The sequence below is a fragment of the Paracoccaceae bacterium genome, from assembly GCA_019454225.1.
GTDB lineage: Bacteria > Pseudomonadota > Alphaproteobacteria > Rhodobacterales > Rhodobacteraceae.
The window spans coordinates 2991944-3008602 of the sequence record CP075370.1 but is presented as its reverse complement, the minus strand read 5'-3'; the positions used below and the strand labels follow the sequence as shown (position 1 = coordinate 3008602).

13 protein-coding genes and 1 tRNA gene are annotated in these 16659 nt (G+C 70.4%); 5 read left to right on the top strand and 9 right to left on the bottom strand.

All coding sequences use genetic code 11. The features are described from left to right. The 3 genes from pufX to KF887_14250 all read left to right on the top strand — a co-directional run bounded on the left by pufX (position 1) and on the right by KF887_14250 (position 3849). The gene (gene pufX / locus KF887_14260) at positions 1–228 is read left to right on the top strand and encodes an RC-LH1 core complex protein PufX (GenBank protein ID QYK40572.1); all 228 of its coding nucleotides are present in this window, start codon (positions 1–3) and stop codon (positions 226–228) included. Between the two features lie 197 nt (positions 229–425). Continuing rightward, positions 426–2345 carry a 1-deoxy-D-xylulose-5-phosphate synthase gene (dxs, locus tag KF887_14255; GenBank protein QYK40571.1) on the top strand — a complete coding sequence of 640 codons (1920 nt, stop codon included), beginning with the start codon at positions 426–428 and terminating at the stop codon, positions 2343–2345. 85 nt (positions 2346–2430) lie between these two features. Further along, positions 2431–3849: an amidohydrolase gene (locus tag KF887_14250; GenBank protein ID QYK40570.1), complete on the top strand. Its 1419-nt coding sequence runs from the start codon at positions 2431–2433 to the stop codon at positions 3847–3849. Positions 3850–3862: 13 nt separating this feature from the next. On the opposite strand, the gene KF887_14245 is transcribed toward KF887_14250, so the two are convergent. Both KF887_14245 and KF887_14240 read right to left on the bottom strand, forming a co-directional pair. After that, positions 3863–4612: a folate-binding protein YgfZ gene (locus KF887_14245; GenBank protein ID QYK40569.1), complete on the bottom strand. Its 750-nt coding sequence runs from the start codon at positions 4610–4612 to the stop codon at positions 3863–3865. A 7-nt stretch (positions 4613–4619) separates the two neighbouring features. Further along, a complete protein-coding gene (locus KF887_14240) occupies positions 4620–6380 on the bottom strand; it encodes an ABC transporter ATP-binding protein (GenBank protein ID QYK40568.1) in 1761 nt (586 codons plus the stop codon). A 157-nt stretch (positions 6381–6537) separates the two neighbouring features. Between KF887_14240 and KF887_14235 the strand changes: the two genes are divergently transcribed. Together KF887_14235 and KF887_14230 are read left to right on the top strand one after the other, a co-directional pair. Then, positions 6538–7203, top strand: a complete 666-nt coding sequence (locus KF887_14235) for a GntR family transcriptional regulator (protein QYK43582.1) — start codon at positions 6538–6540, stop codon at positions 7201–7203. Between the two features lie 113 nt (positions 7204–7316). Then, positions 7317–8714: an aspartate aminotransferase family protein gene (locus tag KF887_14230; protein QYK40567.1), complete on the top strand. Its 1398-nt coding sequence runs from the start codon at positions 7317–7319 to the stop codon at positions 8712–8714. A gap of 359 nt (positions 8715–9073) precedes the next feature. Here the strand turns inward: KF887_14230 and KF887_14225 are convergent. From KF887_14225 to KF887_14195, 7 genes are all read right to left on the bottom strand, one after another. Continuing rightward, positions 9074–9150, bottom strand: a tRNA-Arg gene (locus tag KF887_14225). 60 nt (positions 9151–9210) lie between these two features. Beyond that, positions 9211–10950: a single-stranded-DNA-specific exonuclease RecJ gene (gene recJ / locus KF887_14220; GenBank protein QYK40566.1), complete on the bottom strand. Its 1740-nt coding sequence runs from the start codon at positions 10948–10950 to the stop codon at positions 9211–9213. Between the two features lie 259 nt (positions 10951–11209). Beyond that, positions 11210–12313 (bottom strand): primosomal protein N' (replication factor Y) - superfamily II helicase, encoded by a 1104-nt coding sequence (locus tag KF887_14215; GenBank protein ID QYK40565.1) that lies wholly within the window; start codon positions 12311–12313, stop codon positions 11210–11212. A 3-nt stretch (positions 12314–12316) separates the two neighbouring features. Continuing rightward, a complete protein-coding gene (locus KF887_14210) occupies positions 12317–13426 on the bottom strand; it encodes an SPFH domain-containing protein (GenBank protein QYK40564.1) in 1110 nt (369 codons plus the stop codon). 25 nt (positions 13427–13451) lie between these two features. Continuing rightward, positions 13452–14414 (bottom strand): DUF2927 domain-containing protein, encoded by a 963-nt coding sequence (locus KF887_14205; GenBank protein QYK40563.1) that lies wholly within the window; start codon positions 14412–14414, stop codon positions 13452–13454. 10 nt (positions 14415–14424) lie between these two features. Then, positions 14425–15612 carry a toxic anion resistance protein gene (locus tag KF887_14200; GenBank protein ID QYK40562.1) on the bottom strand — a complete coding sequence of 396 codons (1188 nt, stop codon included), beginning with the start codon at positions 15610–15612 and terminating at the stop codon, positions 14425–14427. A 104-nt stretch (positions 15613–15716) separates the two neighbouring features. Further along, positions 15717–16604: a 5-bromo-4-chloroindolyl phosphate hydrolysis family protein gene (locus KF887_14195; protein ID QYK40561.1), complete on the bottom strand. Its 888-nt coding sequence runs from the start codon at positions 16602–16604 to the stop codon at positions 15717–15719. Positions 16605–16659: the final 55 nt, after the last annotated feature.

The window sequence follows — 16659 nt, the reverse complement described above, 5'->3', positions numbered from 1 at the left end:
ATGTCGGAGAAACCGTATTACGAGGAATCCGAGTCCGCCCGGCTGCGGTCCTGGGTTCTGGGTCAGATGATGCGGGGGGCGGGCTATGCCGCGATCCTCGTGTTCGGGGTGATGATCGTGATCTACGCGATCTACCTGCTCGGGCTGCTGCTGCCGCCCGAAAGCAAGACCGCACCCTCACCCTTCGGCTTCGTGATCGAGGCCCCGGCGGACACGCGCGCCGCCTGACCTGACCCGGGGGGCGGGCCGACCGCCCCCCGGTCCGCGATCCCGCGCGGCACAAGGCGCGCGGGCACGATGTTCGGGCCATACGCCGGTCCGGACCCTGGGCCACCACAGCCCGGTTCCCTTCCTGTTGGCGACAGGAACCTGGTGCCGCGGCGGTCCCGCCTGCGGCACCTTTTTTCCTGACACGGGAGGCCACCATGACCGATACACCCATCCTCGACCGCGTGGCCGGCCCCGCCGATCTGCGAAACCTGTCGGATGGCGACCTGGCCCGCCTGGCCGCCGAGGTCCGCGCCGAGGTGATCGGCGTCGTCAGCGAGACCGGCGGCCATCTCGGCTCGTCGCTGGGCGTGGTCGAACTGGCGGTGGCCATCCACGCGGTGTTCAATACCCCGGCGGACAAGCTGATCTGGGATGTCGGCCACCAGTGCTATCCCCACAAGATCCTGACCGGACGGCGCAGCCGCATGAAGACCCTGCGCCAGGGCGGCGGCCTGTCGGGTTTCACCAAACGGTCGGAAAGCGATTTCGATCCGTTCGGCGCGGCGCATTCGTCAACCTCGATCTCGGCCGCGCTGGGCTTTACCGTCGGGCGCGACATGGGCATGCCCACGGGCGATGCCATCGCCGTGATCGGTGACGGAGCGATCACCGCGGGCATGGCCTATGAGGCGATGAACCACGCGGGCCACCTGAACCGCCGCCTGTTCGTGATCCTGAACGACAACGACATGAGCATCGCCCCGCCCGTCGGCGCGATGAGCCGCTACCTGACGCGGTTGCAGACCACCGCGCCGGGCGCGGCCTTCCGCGACCTTGCGGCGGGGTTCGAGGCGGTCCTGCCCGGCCCCCTGCGCGACCATGCGCGCAAGGCCCGGCAACTGGTCACCGGCATGCCCGGCGGCGGCACGCTGTTCGAGGAACTTGGCTTCACCTACATCGGCCCGGTCGACGGCCATTCGGTGCCGGAACTGCTGGCCACGCTGCGCGCGGCCCGGGCGCGGGCGACGGGCCCCGTGTTGATCCACGCGCTGACCGTCAAGGGCAAGGGCTATGCCCCGGCGGAATCGAGCGCCGACAAGTATCATGGCGTCGGCCGGTTCGACATCGCCTCGGGCACCCAGGCCAAGGCCCGGTCGAACGCCCCGGCCTACACCACCGTGTTCGGGAACGCGCTGACCGCGCAGGCCGCCGACGATCCGCGCATCGTGGCGATCACGGCGGCCATGCCCTCGGGCACCGGGCTCGACATCATGGCGCGGCGCTTTCCGGCGCGGGTGTTCGACGTGGGCATCGCCGAACAGCACGGCGTGACCTTCTGCGCGGGCATGGCCGCATCGGGCCTGCGCCCCTTCGCCGCGATCTATTCCACCTTCCTGCAGCGCGGCTATGACCAGATCGTGCATGACGTGGCGCTGCAGAACCTGCCGGTGCGTTTTGCCATCGACCGCGCCGGGCTGGTGGGCCAGGACGGTGCCACCCATGCCGGGGCATTCGACATCGGCTTTCTTGCCGCCCTGCCGAACATGGTGGTCATGGCCGCGGGGGACGAGGCCGAGCTGGTCCACATGGTTGCCACGGCGGCCGAGCATGACGCCGGGCCGATCGCCTTCCGCTATCCGCGGGGCGAGGGCGTCGGGGTGGACCTGCCCGAGCGGGGCGTGCCGCTGCGGATCGGGCAGGGCAGGGTGATGCGCGAAGGGGCGGATGTGGCCATCCTGTCCTTCGGCGGGCACCTGGCCGAATGCCTGGCCGCCGCCGACCGCCTGGCAGAGCAGGGCATCACCGCGACGGTGGCCGATGCGCGCTTTGCCAAGCCGCTGGATGCCGCGCTGATCGCGCAGCTTTCGCGCCACCACGGCGCCCTCGTGACGGTGGAACAGGGCGCGCGCGGCGGCTTTGGCGCGCAGGTGCTGGAGCATATGGCGAACACCGGGTTGCTGGACGGGGGCGTACGGCTGCGCACGGTCACGCTGCCGGACCGTTTCATCGACCAGGGCAGCCCGCGCGAGATGTACGAATGGGCCGGCATGACCGCGGCCGACATCGCGCGGACCTGCGCCCGGGCCATCGGCCGCGATGCGGCGCGCCCCGGCATCCATCTGGTCCACGGCTGACCGCACGCCTGCCGGAGGCGCATGGGGCGGGTGCTGGACCCCGGCGGCGGAACCGTGCAGTCTGCCGCCGTGAAAGGAGCCCGACATGCGCAACAGCGATCCCCTGTGGGAAATGATCGAGGCCCGGCGCGGCGCGTTCGAGGGGCTGGCCGATGCCGTCTTCGACACGCCCGAAGTGGCCTATACCGAGGTGCAGAGCGCCGCCGCCCACCGCGCGGCCCTTCAGGCGCATGGCGCGCGGATCGCCGACGGGCTGGCGGGCATTCCGACCGCCGTCATGGGCGAATGGGGCACCGGCGGACCGGTGATCGCGATCCTTGGCGAGTATGACGCGCTGCCCGGCCTCGGGCAGGCGCCCGGCGTGGCCGAACACCGCCCCCTGGGCGGCTTCGGGCACGGCTGCGGCCACAACCTGCTGGGATCGGCGGCGATGGAGGCGGCGGTGGCGGTGGCCGACTGGCTGCGGGCGCAGGGCCTGCCGGGGCGGGTCCGCTATTACGGCTGCCCGGCCGAAGAGGGCGGCGCCGCCAAGACCTTCATGGTCCGCGCGGGGTGTTTTGCCGATGTCGCGGCGGCGATCACCTGGCATCCGGCGGACTACACCGGGGTCATGGCACCCCGCGCGCTGGCCAACACCCGGATCGACTTTGTCTTCACCGGGCGGGCGGCACATGCGGCGGCGAACCCCGAACTGGGCCGGTCGGCGCTGGATGCCGTGGAACTGATGAGCGTCGGCGTGAACTACCTGCGCGAGCACATGCCCGATGGCTGCCGCCTGCACTATGCCTACCAGGATGCCGGTGGCGCGGCGCCGAACGTGGTGCAGGCCCATGCGGTCGTGCGCCACCTGATCCGGGCATCGGACGCGGCGGAACTGCTGCCGCTGGTGGCGCGGGTGCGCAAGGTGGCCGAAGGCGCCGCGCTGATGACCGAGACGACGGTCGCGGCGCAGGTGGTCTCGGCCGTGTCGAACCTGCTGCCCTGCCCCCCGCTCGAGGCCGAGATGGAGGCACATGTCCTGGCACTCGGTCCGCCCGACTGGGACGAGGACGACCGCGCCTTCGCCCGGGCGATCCGGGCCACCCTGACGCATGAGCATTTCGCCGATACCTTCCGGCGCTGTGGCCTGCCGCTCGATGCCGATCTGCCGCTGGCCGATTTCGTCGTGCCCCTGGCGCAGGCGGTGCCGGGCGCGCAGGGCTCGACCGACGTGGGCGATGTGTCCTGGGCGGTTCCCACGGTTCAGGCCTGGGTCGCGACCTGCGCCATCGGCACGCCGTTCCATTCCTGGCAACTGACCGCGCAGGGCAAGACGCCCGCCGCGAAGAAGGGCATGGTGCAGGCCGCCCGCATCATGGCGGCGACGGCGCGGTCGCTGTTCGAACGCCCGGCGCTGCTGGCGGCCGCCCGGGCCGACCACGCCGCGCGGCTGGCCCGCCAGCCCTATCTCTGCCCGATGCCGGATGAGGTGACGCCGCCGATCCCGGGGGCGATCAAGGGCTGAGGCGCCCGCCGCCTCAGTCGGGGATCCGCGTGACCTCGGCCTCGCCCGCCGTCATCGGGCCCGTCGCCCGGTCGAAACGCAGATAGGCCAGCGCCCGGTCGCCCGACCGGGTGTGCAGCATCCCCGCCTCTTTCCCCTCGGCCAGGATCGGGGTGCCGGGCGCCGCCTCGCCCCGCAGCCCGACTCGCGCGAGCCCCTTGCGCAACTCGGTCTTGTGCTTCATCCGCGCCGTCACTTCCTGCCCGACATAGCAGCCCTTGCGGAAATCGACGCCATGCAGGCGCTCGAACCCCATCTCCAGGATGTAGCTGTCATCGGGGATCAGCTCGATCCCCGTCTCGGGAATGACATGGGCGACGCGGATCGCGTCCCAGTCCACCGCCGCCTCGGGCAACGGCGCGCCATAGTGCCGCCAGCCCAGGTCCGGGTGGCGCGGATCGGGCAGGGCGCCGGGGGGCGCCGTCCCCAGCCCGCGCGTCACCGACAGGTCGGCGGGCGCGAACTGCACGTCGGCGCGCAGGCGATACATCGAAAGGCGGCGCAGCGTCGCGTCGGCCAGTCCCTCGGGCAGGTCCAGCAGCAGCGCGATGCCGGTGTTCACCACGAAGAAGTCCGACAGGTACTTGCCCTGCGGCGACAGCAGCGCGGCATGCACGATGCCCGCGCCGCGCCCCAGCGGCAGCACGTCATTGGTCACCAGCCCCTGCAGGAAGGGCAGGGCATCCGTTCCGGTCAGCGTGATCAGGCGGCGCATCGGTGTCATCCCCGGTTCAGGCGGCGAACTGCAGGCGGCAAAGTTCGGCGTAAAGCCCGCCGCGCGCCAGCAGCGCGTCATGCGTGCCCGCGTCGACGGCCCGCCCGCCATCCATCACGACGATATGGTCCGCGTCGCGCACGGTTGCCAGACGGTGCGCGATCACCAGCGTGGTGCGCCCGGCGGCGGCCGCGCGCAGCGCGCCGGTCACCGCGGTCTCGGTGCCCGCGTCCAGCGCCGATGTCGCCTCGTCCAGCAGCAGCACCGGGGCCTCGCGCAGCAGCGCCCGCGCGATCGCCACGCGCTGCCGCTGGCCGCCCGACAGGGCCGAACCGCGCGGTCCCGCCGGAGTGTCCAGCCCCTGCGCCAGCGCTGGCAGAAAATCGGTGACGCGCGCCGCATCAAGCGCCGCGCGCAGCGCGTCGTCCGATACCGGGCGGCCCAGCGACAGGTTCTCGCGGATCGATTCGTCGAACAGCGCCGCGTTCTGCGTGACCACCGCAAAGGCCGCCCGCAGGTCCGCCAGCGCCAGCTGTTCGGCATCCTGCCCGCCGATCAGGATCTGCCCCGACGCGGGCCGCGCCAGCCCGGTCAGCAGGGAAAACACCGTCGTCTTTCCGGCGCCCGAGGGGCCGACGAGCGCCGTCATCCGCCCCGCCGGGGCCGTGAAGCTCAGGCCCGACAGCGTGGCGCCGGTGCCCGGATAGGCAAAGGCCACGTCGCGGAACGCGATCTCGGGTGCACCGGGGGCCAGGCGTGCCGTGGCGGGGGCGCGCGGGGCCGGCACGGTGTCGAACAGCCGGAACAGCCGTTCCAGCGATGTCGCCGCGACCTGCCAGAATCCCGACAGATCGCCCAGGCGCCGCAGCGGCTGGAAGGTCAGCGCCATTGCGGAAAAGAAGGCCATGAAATCGCCGATGGTGCGGGTTCCGTCCGCGATCTGGCGGCCCGCCAGCAGCAGCACCAGGAAAAAGCCCGCACCCGTCACCACGTCGATCAGCGCCGGAATGGTGGCCCGGCCTGCCGCCATCCGCACCTCGGCCCGGCGGATACGGGCGACCGTGGCCGCGAAACGCGCGGTCTGATACCCTTCCATCCCGTTCAGCTTGACCGCCTCGATGCCATGGAACACCTCGTCCAGCCGGGTGGCGCGGGCCTGCGCGTGGTCGCGCATCGCGCCGGTCTTGCGGCGGATGTAGCGCTGCACCGCAAGCGTCGGCAGGATCAGCAGCGGCGCTCCGACCAGCGCGGCGGCCGTCCAGACCGGATCGATCGACACCGCCACGACCATCAGCCCGACCAGCGCGATCGCGTCGCGTCCCGCGCCGGTGATGAACACGGTCCAGATGCCCTGCACCGCCGCCGTGTCGCCCTGCACCCGCTCGATCAGCGCGCCGGGTGGGTTGGTCTGGAAGAACCCCTGATCCAGCGTCAGCAGATGGCGCAGCAGATCGACCTGCAGCGCCGTCGCGGTGCGCTGCGCCACGATGGTCAGCAGCACCTTCGACAGGATCGAGGTGACGGCGCGCAGCAGGAACAGGCCCAGGATGCCGCCCCCCACCCACCAGATCATCGCGCCGCCGCCGCTGGCGAACACATCGTCGAACAGCGGCTTCAGCAGATAGCTCAGCGCCCCCAGCGTCGAACCCTCGACCACCATCACCGCGAAGGCCAGCGCCATGATACCGCGGTGCGGCCGCAGCCAGCCGCGCCACAGCCGCGCGAACAGGCGGCGCGAGGCATAGGGATTGGGCACGGGGCGGTCGGGTTCGGCCATGACAGGGGTGTAGGGGATGGGCTGGCCCGCGGCAAGGCGCGGGCCGCGCCGGTGCGCGCGCAGGGCGGCGGCCCGCAGCCTGCAGCCCGGACGGGGCGCTTGATTCCCCCGCCCGGCGATGCGACAGGGGCGGAACGGTCGGCAGGAGGCGGATGCGATGGAGGACGGCGGGGCCAGCGGGCGCAAGGTGCCGGACCACGAGCGCACCTATGCCCGGCTGCGCGACATGGTGCTGTTCGGCCATCTGGAACCCGGCCAGCCTGTCACCATCCAGGGCCTGATCCGCGATCTCGGTGCCGGCATGACCCCGGTGCGCGAGGCGATCCGGCGGCTGGTGGCCGAGGGCGCCCTGATGGCGCAGGACAACCGCCGCGTGCTGGTGCCGCCGATGACCGTGGCTCTGGTCGACCAGGTGGCCTTTGCCCGGCTGGCCATCGAGCCCCGCCTCGCCGAACTGGCCGCCCCGCATCTGGATGGCGCCCTTGTGGCCCGGCTCGAAGCTGCCGACGGCACGGTCGACCGGGCCATCCGGGCGGGCGACATCCCGGCCTATCTGGCCGGGAACCAGGCCTTCCACTTCGCGCTCTACGAGGCGGCGGGCGCCCCGGTGCTGGTCGACCTCGCGCGCTCGCTCTGGCTGCGCTTCGGCCCGTCGCTGCGCATCGTCTGTGCCCGCTACGGAGATCTGGAACTGCCCGACCGCCATGCCGAGGTGCTCGCGGCCGCCCGCGCGGGTGACGGCGCGGCCCTCGCCCGGGCCATCGAGCGCGACATCGCCCAGGGTGTCGACCAGGTCCGCGCCGTGCTTGCGGCACGCGGCTGACGGAATAATTTGATCAAATTCCTTGCGGCCCCGCCGCCTCCGGCCTATCCTGCGCCCAGGGGCAGGCGGCCGACTCGGGTGCCGCGCGATGCCAGACCGCAAAGGACCGCGCCATGAACATGATCACCAACAACCTGCCCACCGCCGAACTGCAGGCCCTGGACGCGGCTCATCACTTCCACCCGTTCACCGACAAGGCGGCACTGGCCGCCAAGGGCGCCCGCGTCATCCTTCGGGGCGAGGGCGTCTGGCTGACCGACAGCGAGGGGCATCGCATCCTCGACGGCATGGCGGGCCTGTGGTGCGTGAATGTCGGATACGGCCGCCGCGAACTGGCCCAGGTCGCCGCCCGGCAGATGGAGGAACTGGCCTATTACAACACTTTCTTCCAGACCACCCATGTCCCCGCCATCGCGCTGGCCGCCAAGATCGCCGAGGTCGCGCCGGGCGACCTGAACCATGTGTTCTTCGCAGGCTCGGGGTCCGAGGCAAATGACACCAACATCCGCCTGGTGCGCCGCTACTGGGATGTGATGGGCAAGCCCTGGCGCCGCATCATCATCTCGCGCTGGAACGGCTATCACGGCTCGACCATGGGCGGCGGCAGCCTTGGCGGGATGAAGCCGATCCACGCCCATGGCGGCATGATCGACGGCATCGCCCATATCGACCAGCCGCACTGGTGGGCCGAAGGTGGCGACATGTCGCCCGCCGAATTCGGCCTGGCCCGCGCCCGCCAGCTTGAGGAAAAGCTGCTGCAACTCGGCCCCGACAATGTCGCGGCCTTCATCGGCGAACCGATCCAGGGCGCCGGCGGCGTGATCGTTCCGCCCGAGACCTACTGGCCCGAAATCCAGCGCATCTGCGACAAGTATGGCATCCTGCTGATCGCGGACGAGGTCATCACCGGCTTCGGCCGCACCGGCAACTGGTTCGGCTCGCAGACCTTCGGCATCCGGCCGCACATCATGACCATCGCCAAGGGCCTGTCCTCGGGCTACCAGCCCATCGGCGGCTCGGTCGTCTGTGACGAGGTCGCCCGCGTCGTCGGCTCGGGGGGCGAGTTCTTCCACGGCTACACCTATTCGGGCCATCCCGTCGCCGCCGCCGTGGCGCTGGAAAACCTGCGCATCATCCAGGACGAGGGCATCATCGAGCATGTCCGCACCGTGGCCCATCCCTATCTGGCCGAGCGCTGGAACGCCCTGACCGATCACCCGCTGGTGGGCGAGGCGAAACTCGTGGGCCTGATGGGCTCGATCGCGCTGACGCCCGACAAGGCGAAACGCGCCCGCTTCGCCGCCGAGACCGGCACGGTCGGCCTGCGCTGCCGCGAACGCTGCTTCGCCAATGACCTGATCATGCGCCACGTCGGCGACCGCATGATCATCTCGCCCCCGCTGGTGATTTCGCCCGCCGAGATCGACATGCTGATCGACCGCGCCCGCAGGTCGCTGGACGAATGCCTGGACGGGCTCGTGAAGGACGGGCTGATGGTCGCGGCGGCATGAGGGCAGGGGACCGGCGCATCGTTTCGCCGGTCCTCTCCGCAGCCGCCGGGCCAGGCCGCAACCCGGTTCCCCCGATTCCCCTCGCATGGTTAACGCCATGTCGCCCCGCCGCGCGTCGGGACAGATGCCATACGCATGCCAGACGCGGGCCAGACGTTTGCCAGCACCGGAAAACAAAGCCGAAACAGCGGGTTGACCAACCGTTCGGTGCCCTGACGGACACCCCGCCCCGACACGCCGCTTCCCCCTGCCGCCCGGTCCGCACCTCCATGGTCCAGCGCAGGGCCCCAGACGCCAACGGAAGGTGCCGACGGGCAAACCAGACGGGTGCCCTTGCCGCATGTGACGATGTGGAGATTTGGCGCACCCGACAGGATTCGAACCTGTGACCTCTGCCTTCGGAGGGCAGCACTCTATCCAGCTGAGCTACGGGTGCCTGCCTGTTCTATAGCCGTGCAGGAATCCGGCCGCAACGCATAAGTCGCGCCTTGTGCGGTCAGGCCGGTGCGGCGTCGTCGAGGCGCAGCTCGATGCGTGTCCGCCCGCCCCAGTCGTTCCGGTCCAGCCGTCCGGCCAGATGGAACCGCGCCTGCGGCGGTGCCGAAAGCAGCGCGCCAAGCGGCCCGTCCGTCACCCCGAAGGCCACCGCCTCGATCCGGTGGTCGCCGTCGCGGGCGGTGAGGCGCAGATGCGTGTCACCCATCCGCCGTGCCGTCACGGTCACCGACGGCACGGCAAAACGCGGCGAGGGCGCGCCCTGGCCGAACGGTCCCGCGGCCTCGACCTGTGCATAAAGGTCGGGCGTCGCAGCGGCCGGGGCGATCAGCCCGTCGAGCCGAAGGTCCTGTGGCCCCACCGTGCCCGCGCCCTGCCGCGCCAGCAGTTCCGACAGCCGGGCCATGGCCGGTTCCACACGGTCCCGCGCCACCGTCAGCCCGGCCGCCATGCGGTGCCCGCCGCCCCGCAGCAGATGCCCCTCGACCTCAAGACGGTGGATCGCGGCGCCAAGGTCGACGCCCGCCACCGACCGGCCCGACCCCTTGCCGACATCGCCCTCCAGCCCGATGACCACGGCAGGGCGGTTGAACGCCTCCTTCAGCCGTGCGGCCACGATCCCCACGACACCGGGATGCCAGCCTTCCCCCGCCGCCCAGACCAGCGGGCCGGTTGCCCCCCGCGCCTCGGCCTGGGCCTGCGCGCTGGCACGCACCGCCGCCTCGATCTCGCGGCGCTCGGTGTTCAGCCGGTCCAGCCGTTCGGCCAGCGCCGCCGCCTCGGCCGGATCGTCGGTTGCCAGCAGGCGCGCACCCAGATCGGCCTTGCCGATCCGCCCCCCGGCGTTGACCCGCGGCCCGATCAGGAAGCCGAGCGCATGGGCATCCGGAGCCGCGGACATCCGCGCGACATCGGCAAGCGCCACCAGCCCCGGGCGTTCACGCCGTGCCATCACCTTCAGGCCCTGCCGCACCAGGGCCCGGTTCACGCCGGTCAGCGGCGCCACGTCGGCCACCGTGGCCAGCGCGACAAGGTCGAGCAGCGACAGCAGGTCCGGGCCGGTGTGCTCCCCGGCGCGCAGCCGGCGGTTCGCCTCGACCAGCACGAGGAACACCACCCCCGCCGCACAGAGATGTCCGAGATCGCCGGTCTCGTCCTGACGGTTCGGGTTGACCACAGCCAGCGCGGGGGGCAGCGTCGGTCCGCCAAGATGGTGGTCGAAAACCAGAACGTCGCAAGCCGCCGCCGCGATCGGCTCGTGGGACAGGGTTCCGCAATCGACGCAGACGATCAGGTCATGCGCGCGGCCAAGCGCCTGCATCGCGGGAACGTTCGGGCCATATCCCTCGTCGATGCGGTCGGGAATGTAGAGCGTCGCCTGCCGCCCCATCGCGCGCAGCCAGAGCGTCAGGACGGCGGCCGATGCGCCACCGTCCACGTCGTAGTCGGCAAAGATCGCGATCCGCTGTTGCATCCGCACCGCGGCGACCAGCCGGTCCGCGGCCACCGCCATGTCACGCAGGGTCAGAGGGTCGGGCAGCAGGTCGCGCAGGGCCGGGGCCAGATAGGCCGTCGCATCCGCCGGGGCGACGCCCTGCCGGGCGAGGATGCGGGCCAGCGACAGGGGAAGGCGGGCCGTCTGGGCAATGGCCTCGGCCTGGCGTTCCGTGGACTCGTCCGGTCCGACCCAGCGTCGGCCGGTCAGCGATGCCTCGACATTCAGGAAGGGGCGGGCCGTCATGGCCCGGGGATGCAGCAAGCGCCGCGGCGGCGCAAGGGCCGAGGCAATGCGGATGGGGGCGAAGGGTGTCCTGGTGCGATGCGGCCGGCCGGATGGGCGGGCGGGGCCCCCCTGTCCGTTGCCGCCCCTGTTGCTGCCCGTCGGCGGCATCCGTCCGCGCGGCGATGCCCGGCGTCAGGGCCGCCAGCCATGCCGGAACGCCGACATTCGACGCGCGTCATGGCTGCGCGGGGATGTTCAGCCGGACCACCTGACGCGGCTATTGCTGTTGTCCCAGCCAGACCGCGGCGCCGACGAGAACCGCGACGACGACGACCGCGACCGCGATCTTCCACGCGCTGTAGGGCCGTTCACCCCGGACCTTGCCGGTCTGGCCGTTCACCACGAAGCGATAGGTCTTGCCGTTGTACTTGTAGGCGGCCATCCACACGGGCAGCAGCACGTGCTTGAACGTCTCAAGGCTGAATTCGCTGTCGATATCGGCGATGCGCTGTTCATCGCCGCCGATGTCGCGCGTCACGTCGTCGCGAATCACGCCCGCCATGATCTGCCGCGCGCGGGCATGGCCGTCGGTCAGGGGCACGGTATAACCCTCGGCCGTGAAGCCCGCCAGGAAATCGGGCCTGTAGGGTTCGAGCGCCGAAAGATCCCAGGGCGCCAGCGCATCGGTATAGCCCTGCGGCAGCGACGTCGAGGCCAGGACCAGAACATCATCGAAATCGCGCGTCACCCAGCCCGATACCGGCTGCCACCTTGTCTTGCGAACCTGTTCCTGCCGCCGCTCGGGCTTGCCGTTGACCTGCACGGTCACGGTGCGGGTCTCGTAGTAGTGGGTGCCCCGCTCGCCCCGGTAGCGGCTGCGCGAGGCGGCATCGAAGGTCCAGTAGGGGGTATAGAGCCCGGCCAGCGCCCGGCCCTTGCGGGCGTATTCGACAAGGCCCGAGGGTGCGAACCACAGGCGGCCCAGCCATTTCGTCATGGCGTCGCGGGCCTGCCCCTCGGAAAGCCGGAAGGGAACCAGGGCCTGCGGCTTGATCTGCCGGTGCGTGCCGGTGCCCACCGCCACGGGCGAGGCGCAGAACGGGCATTCGGTGGCGTGTTGCGCGCCCTTGAATTCCACCAGCGCGCCGCAACTGGCGCAGCGCGTTGTCTGCGGTTGCTCCATCGCCGCGCCCGGCAGGGCATCGCGCAGCGCGGATTCCAGATCGTGTTCGCCAAGGGCGCGCTTCCGATCCTGCCGGTCGGTCTGCGGTATCTGTTGGCGATGTCCGCAATGGGCGCAGACGAGTTCGGTTGCGCCGGGGGCAAAGCGCAGGTCGGACCCGCAGGCTTCGCAGGGCCAGCGGTGGACGGTGTCGGCCATCGGTCAGACCCCGGGTGGCGGGGGTGGCGGCATGTGCGAGAACAGGCGCGACAGTTCGGTGTCGGCGGCGGGCTTCCATCCGTCCATGCCCGCACACCAGACCACGCTGGCGCGCGTCAGGGTGCCCGCCTGCACCATGGCCGCAAGGTCGGCGTCGGAATAGGGGCCGGTCGTGGCGCCGTTCGCGGCGATGTGCCATTGCCGCGCGGCGGGCGGCGGCGGTGGCGGCGGCGGAGGCGCGGCGGCGGCAGGGGCCGCGCCCCACGGGCCGGGTTGCGCCATCTGCGCCCCCATCTGCATCCCCATTCCGGCGCCCATGCCCGTGGCCATCGCCGAACCTGCGGCAGAGGCCGGGTTGCCCAGTGCCTCGGCCGCCGAGAACTGCATGTATTTCGACAGGTCGCCCGCGATCCCGACCGATGTGCGCTTGTCCAGCACCTTCTCGACCTCTTCGGGCAGGCTGATGTTCTCGATGTAGAATTCGGGGATCGACAGCCCGTAGTCGGCGATCTTCGGTGCGATCGCCTTGGTGACGATCGATCCGAGGTCGCCGGTGTTGGCGGCCATGTCCAGCACCGGGATTCCCGAGCCCGCAAGCACCTGGCTGACCTGCTGGAGGATCACGTTTCGGATCTGGTTCGACACCTCGTCGGTGGTGAATTCGCCGTCGGTGCCGACGATCTCCTTCATGAACTTCGCCGGATCGGCAACCCGCATCGAATAGGTACCGAAAGCACGGATGCGCACCGGGCCGAATTCGGGATCGCGGCACATGATGGGGTTCTTGGTGCCCCACTTCTGATCGTTGAAGCGCGTGGTGTTGACGAAATACACCTCGCTCTTGAACGGCGACTGGAACCCGTGGTCCCAGTGCTGCAGCGTCGTCATGATCGGCATGTTGTTGGTCTCGAGCATGTAGAGCCCGGGCGCGAAGACGTCGGCCAGCTGCCCCTCATGCACGAAGACGGCCGCCTGGCCCTCGCGCACCGTCAGCTTTGCGCCGTACTTGATCGCCTGGCCGCGACGTTCGAACCGCCAGACCATGGTGTCGCGCGTGTCGTCGAGCCAGGCGATGACATCGACAAACTCGCCTTTCAGGAAATCGAAAACCATCGCTGTCTCCCTGGGTCGTGCCGCTTCAACTCTCCCCGCCGACAAACGCGATGGCAAGGGATTCGACAATCGGGCTCGCCTCGGCCTCGGTCATCCCGGGACGCAGCGAGGGGTGGTAGAGCAGGCGCAGCAGCAGTTCGTCATGCGGGGTCAGCAGGGCGAATTCCTGGTCGTCGTTGAAGATCGACGGGCGCGCGCGCGGGCTGTCGTTGGGCAGTCCAAGCCCCTGGGCGATTTCCTCGTGCAGGCAGGACAGGAACATCAGGTCGGGATGCTCGGCCCGGATCACCGCCAGGGCACGTACGTAGACGCCGCTGCTGCGGTCGGACACGGCCGAGACCTGGCAGTAGGTCGAGGGCGGCATGCCGGTGAAGGCGCCGATCTCGACCGCCGAAAGCCCCGGCATTGCCGCCGCGATCTGTGGCCCCATGGCGCGGCGCTCGTCCTCGTCGACGATGTAGAGGAAAAAGTTCGGCGCCCCGTCGGCCAGCCTGATCGAGTGCCCGGTCACCCGCGACAACCGGGCAAGGTATGAGGCGACGCGCGCGCGTTCGACCGCCTGGCGCGCTGCCGGCACGCTGTCGCCGAAACGCAGGCTGACGCGCACCGGCGCCGCCCAGCGGCGCAGGATGCTGGGGGTCTCGCGCGCCGTGAACCCGCCGCCGGTCTGGACGTATTCGTCGTAAAGCGCGACGCGGACAAAGTTTTCAGCAAGCATCCGGGCACTGAACGGGGCGTCGGTGCGGCCCTGGTCGGTCCGCATCAGGCCGCGCGACAGCAGGCTGGATTGCACCTGCGCGTAATAGGCGGCCAGCGCACGGCTTTCCGCCGACGCCACCGGTGGCCCGGCCACGGCAGCGGGGGCGCGGGGCGGCGGGGCGATGGTGCCGGTCGCGGGAATGTCACAGCCCGCGACAAGGACCGCCAGGCCCGCCGCCGCGATCAGCCTTGGCGCAGGGCGCGGCAGGGCAGGGGGCCACGGGGGCATGGTGGTCGCGTCAGCCCGCCGCTTCGCCGACCGTCGCGCCAAGGCCGGTGGCCTTGGCCCGTGCGGCGGCCAGCGTGTCGCGGAGTTCCGTCTCCATCTTCTGCAGATCCTGTTCAGCGGCCGCGCGCTTGGCCTTGCCCTCATCGGCGATCTGCAACGATTCCTGGATCGTCGCGATCAGGGTGGCGTTGGCCTTCTTGACCGCCTCGATGTCGAAGACGCCGCGTTCCATCTCCTGGCGCACCACGCGGTTGGCCTGTTGCAGGTTCTCGGCATTCGCGGTCAGCAGTTCGTTCGTCAGGTCGTTGGCGCCGCGGATCGCCTCGGCGGCCTCTTTCGACCGCTGGATCGTGACCGCCTGCGCCAGCTGCGTTTCCCACAGCGGGACGGTGTTCACGAGGGTCGAGTTGATCTTGGTGACAAGGCTCTTGTCGTTTTCCTGCACCAGCCGGATCGAGGGCAGCGACTGCATGGTGACCTGCCGCGTCAGCTTCAGGTCGTGGACGCGACGTTCCAGATCGTCACGGGCGCCGCGCAGGTCGCGCAGTTCCTGCGCCACCTTGACCTGGTCGCCCTCGGGTGCCGCCGCCACGGCGGCCTCCTTCGCCGGGATCGTCTCGGCGTCGAGTTCCTTGAGCTTTGCCTCGCCCGCCGCGATGTAGAGCGCAAGCTCGTCGTAGAAGCTCAGTGTCTTGGCATAGAGGATGTCGAGCGCCTTGATATCCTTCAGCAGCGTGTGTTCGTGCCGCAGCAGGTTCTCGGTGATCTTGTCGATCTGGCCCTGGACCGACTCGAACCGTGCCACGAAATTGGCAAAGGGCGCAGCCTTTCCGGTCAGCTTTTCCCACCAGCTTTTCTTGCGCCGGACGTCCAGTTCGCTGACCGAGAACCCCCGGATCGTGGTGACGATGTCGCGCAGGGAATCGCCCGCAGGGCCGACATCCTTGTTCTTCACGTCCTGCAGCATCTCCTGGCTGATGACCTGAAGCTCGGCCTGGGCCTTGGACCCGAAGCTGATGATCGACTGTGTGTTGGCCATGTCGATCTCGGCCATGCGCTTGCGGATGTCATCGGCAAGCGGCGCCGGCGCGGCCTCGAGCGGCACGAGATCGCGCCCCGGTTCGGGCAGGATGACGGCGGTGACCTTGGCGACCTCGGCCAGTGCGGCCTCGGCCTCGGTGCGGACGGAACTGGTCATGACAGGCGGCTCCCGGGTTGTGCGGCGGCGGAGACCGCCGGGATTTTCCACAGACTGCGACAGGTGATGGCCGATTGCCAGCACGCTTTTCGGATGGGCGTGCGTCAGGTCTCGCGGGCCAGCCTGTCGCGCAGAACCTCGATCTCGACCGTCAGGTCGGTATGGTCGTTCTCGCGCAGCTTGGCCGTCGCCTGCGTGAAGTTGCGTTCCAGATCGTCCAGCAGCGCCTCGTAGTCGGTGCGCGCCTGCGGGTCGCGCGACCGGGCATAGAGATCGGCGAACTTCACGGTCGCGTCGCGGGCACCCATCAGGTAGACGCCCAGGTACTTGCGCGAGGCCGTAAGGTCGCGCGGATCGGCCTCGACCGCGCGGAACATGGCGCGGGCGGTGGCGGCAAAGCGGTCGACACGGCCCTCGATCCGCCGGTCGCCCGCGCGCAGGATCGCATCCTTCATCGCCGAAAGGTGCCGCTCGGCCTCATCCACGGCTCCGGCCACGCGGTCCGACTGGAACTGGTCGATTCCCTCGGCGCCCTTGTCGCGCAGCGGGTCGGCGCCGAAGGCTGCAAGGTGCAGCGCGCTGCCGATCGCCCCCAGCACCGCCGCGATCACCGGGCCCTGGCCTGCCATCACCGTTGCCGTCGCCAGCCCCGCACCCATCAGCGCGGCCCCGAATATCTTGCGGGGGATCGCGGGGCGGCGCGCGACGGCGCGCGCGTCATAGGCGTCCTGCGCGCGGATGCCGTCGCGTGTCAGCCAGGCGGACAGCATCATCAGGGCAAAGACGGCAAACGACAGGACCAGCGTTGCCGGATCGCCGGTGAAGGCCTTCCAGACGAACAGGAAGGGCAGCGCGAACAGCAGGTTCGCGCGCAGGCCCACGCCGCTCGGGCGCTGTCCGTCGAACGGGTTCGGGGCGGGCGCCTGCGCATGTTCGCCGGGGCCGGTGACGCGGCCGTCGGGGCTGTGCTTTCCGCCAAAGCGCTGCGCCATGTCACGCCGCCCCGAGGAAGGCCACGTAGAACACGAGGCCGACCAGAAGAATCCA

Excerpts from the sequence above, each read along its gene's own strand:
- pufX (QYK40572.1), top strand. The coding sequence starts at position 1 with ATGTCGGAGAAACCGTATTACGAGGAATCCGAGTCCGCCCGGCTGCGG.
- dxs (QYK40571.1), top strand. The coding sequence starts at position 426 with ATGACCGATACACCCATCCTCGACCGCGTGGCCGGCCCCGCCGATCTG.
- KF887_14250 (QYK40570.1), top strand. The coding sequence starts at position 2,431 with ATGCGCAACAGCGATCCCCTGTGGGAAATGATCGAGGCCCGGCGCGGC.
- KF887_14245 (QYK40569.1), bottom strand. The coding sequence starts at position 4,612 with ATGACACCGATGCGCCGCCTGATCACGCTGACCGGAACGGATGCCCTG.
- KF887_14240 (QYK40568.1), bottom strand. The coding sequence starts at position 6,380 with ATGGCCGAACCCGACCGCCCCGTGCCCAATCCCTATGCCTCGCGCCGC.
- KF887_14235 (QYK43582.1), top strand. The coding sequence starts at position 6,538 with ATGGAGGACGGCGGGGCCAGCGGGCGCAAGGTGCCGGACCACGAGCGC.
- KF887_14230 (QYK40567.1), top strand. The coding sequence starts at position 7,317 with ATGAACATGATCACCAACAACCTGCCCACCGCCGAACTGCAGGCCCTG.
- recJ (QYK40566.1), bottom strand. The coding sequence starts at position 10,950 with ATGACGGCCCGCCCCTTCCTGAATGTCGAGGCATCGCTGACCGGCCGA.
- KF887_14215 (QYK40565.1), bottom strand. The coding sequence starts at position 12,313 with ATGGCCGACACCGTCCACCGCTGGCCCTGCGAAGCCTGCGGGTCCGAC.
- KF887_14210 (QYK40564.1), bottom strand. The coding sequence starts at position 13,426 with ATGGTTTTCGATTTCCTGAAAGGCGAGTTTGTCGATGTCATCGCCTGG.
- KF887_14205 (QYK40563.1), bottom strand. The coding sequence starts at position 14,414 with ATGCCCCCGTGGCCCCCTGCCCTGCCGCGCCCTGCGCCAAGGCTGATC.
- KF887_14200 (QYK40562.1), bottom strand. The coding sequence starts at position 15,612 with ATGACCAGTTCCGTCCGCACCGAGGCCGAGGCCGCACTGGCCGAGGTC.
- KF887_14195 (QYK40561.1), bottom strand. The coding sequence starts at position 16,604 with ATGGCGCAGCGCTTTGGCGGAAAGCACAGCCCCGACGGCCGCGTCACC.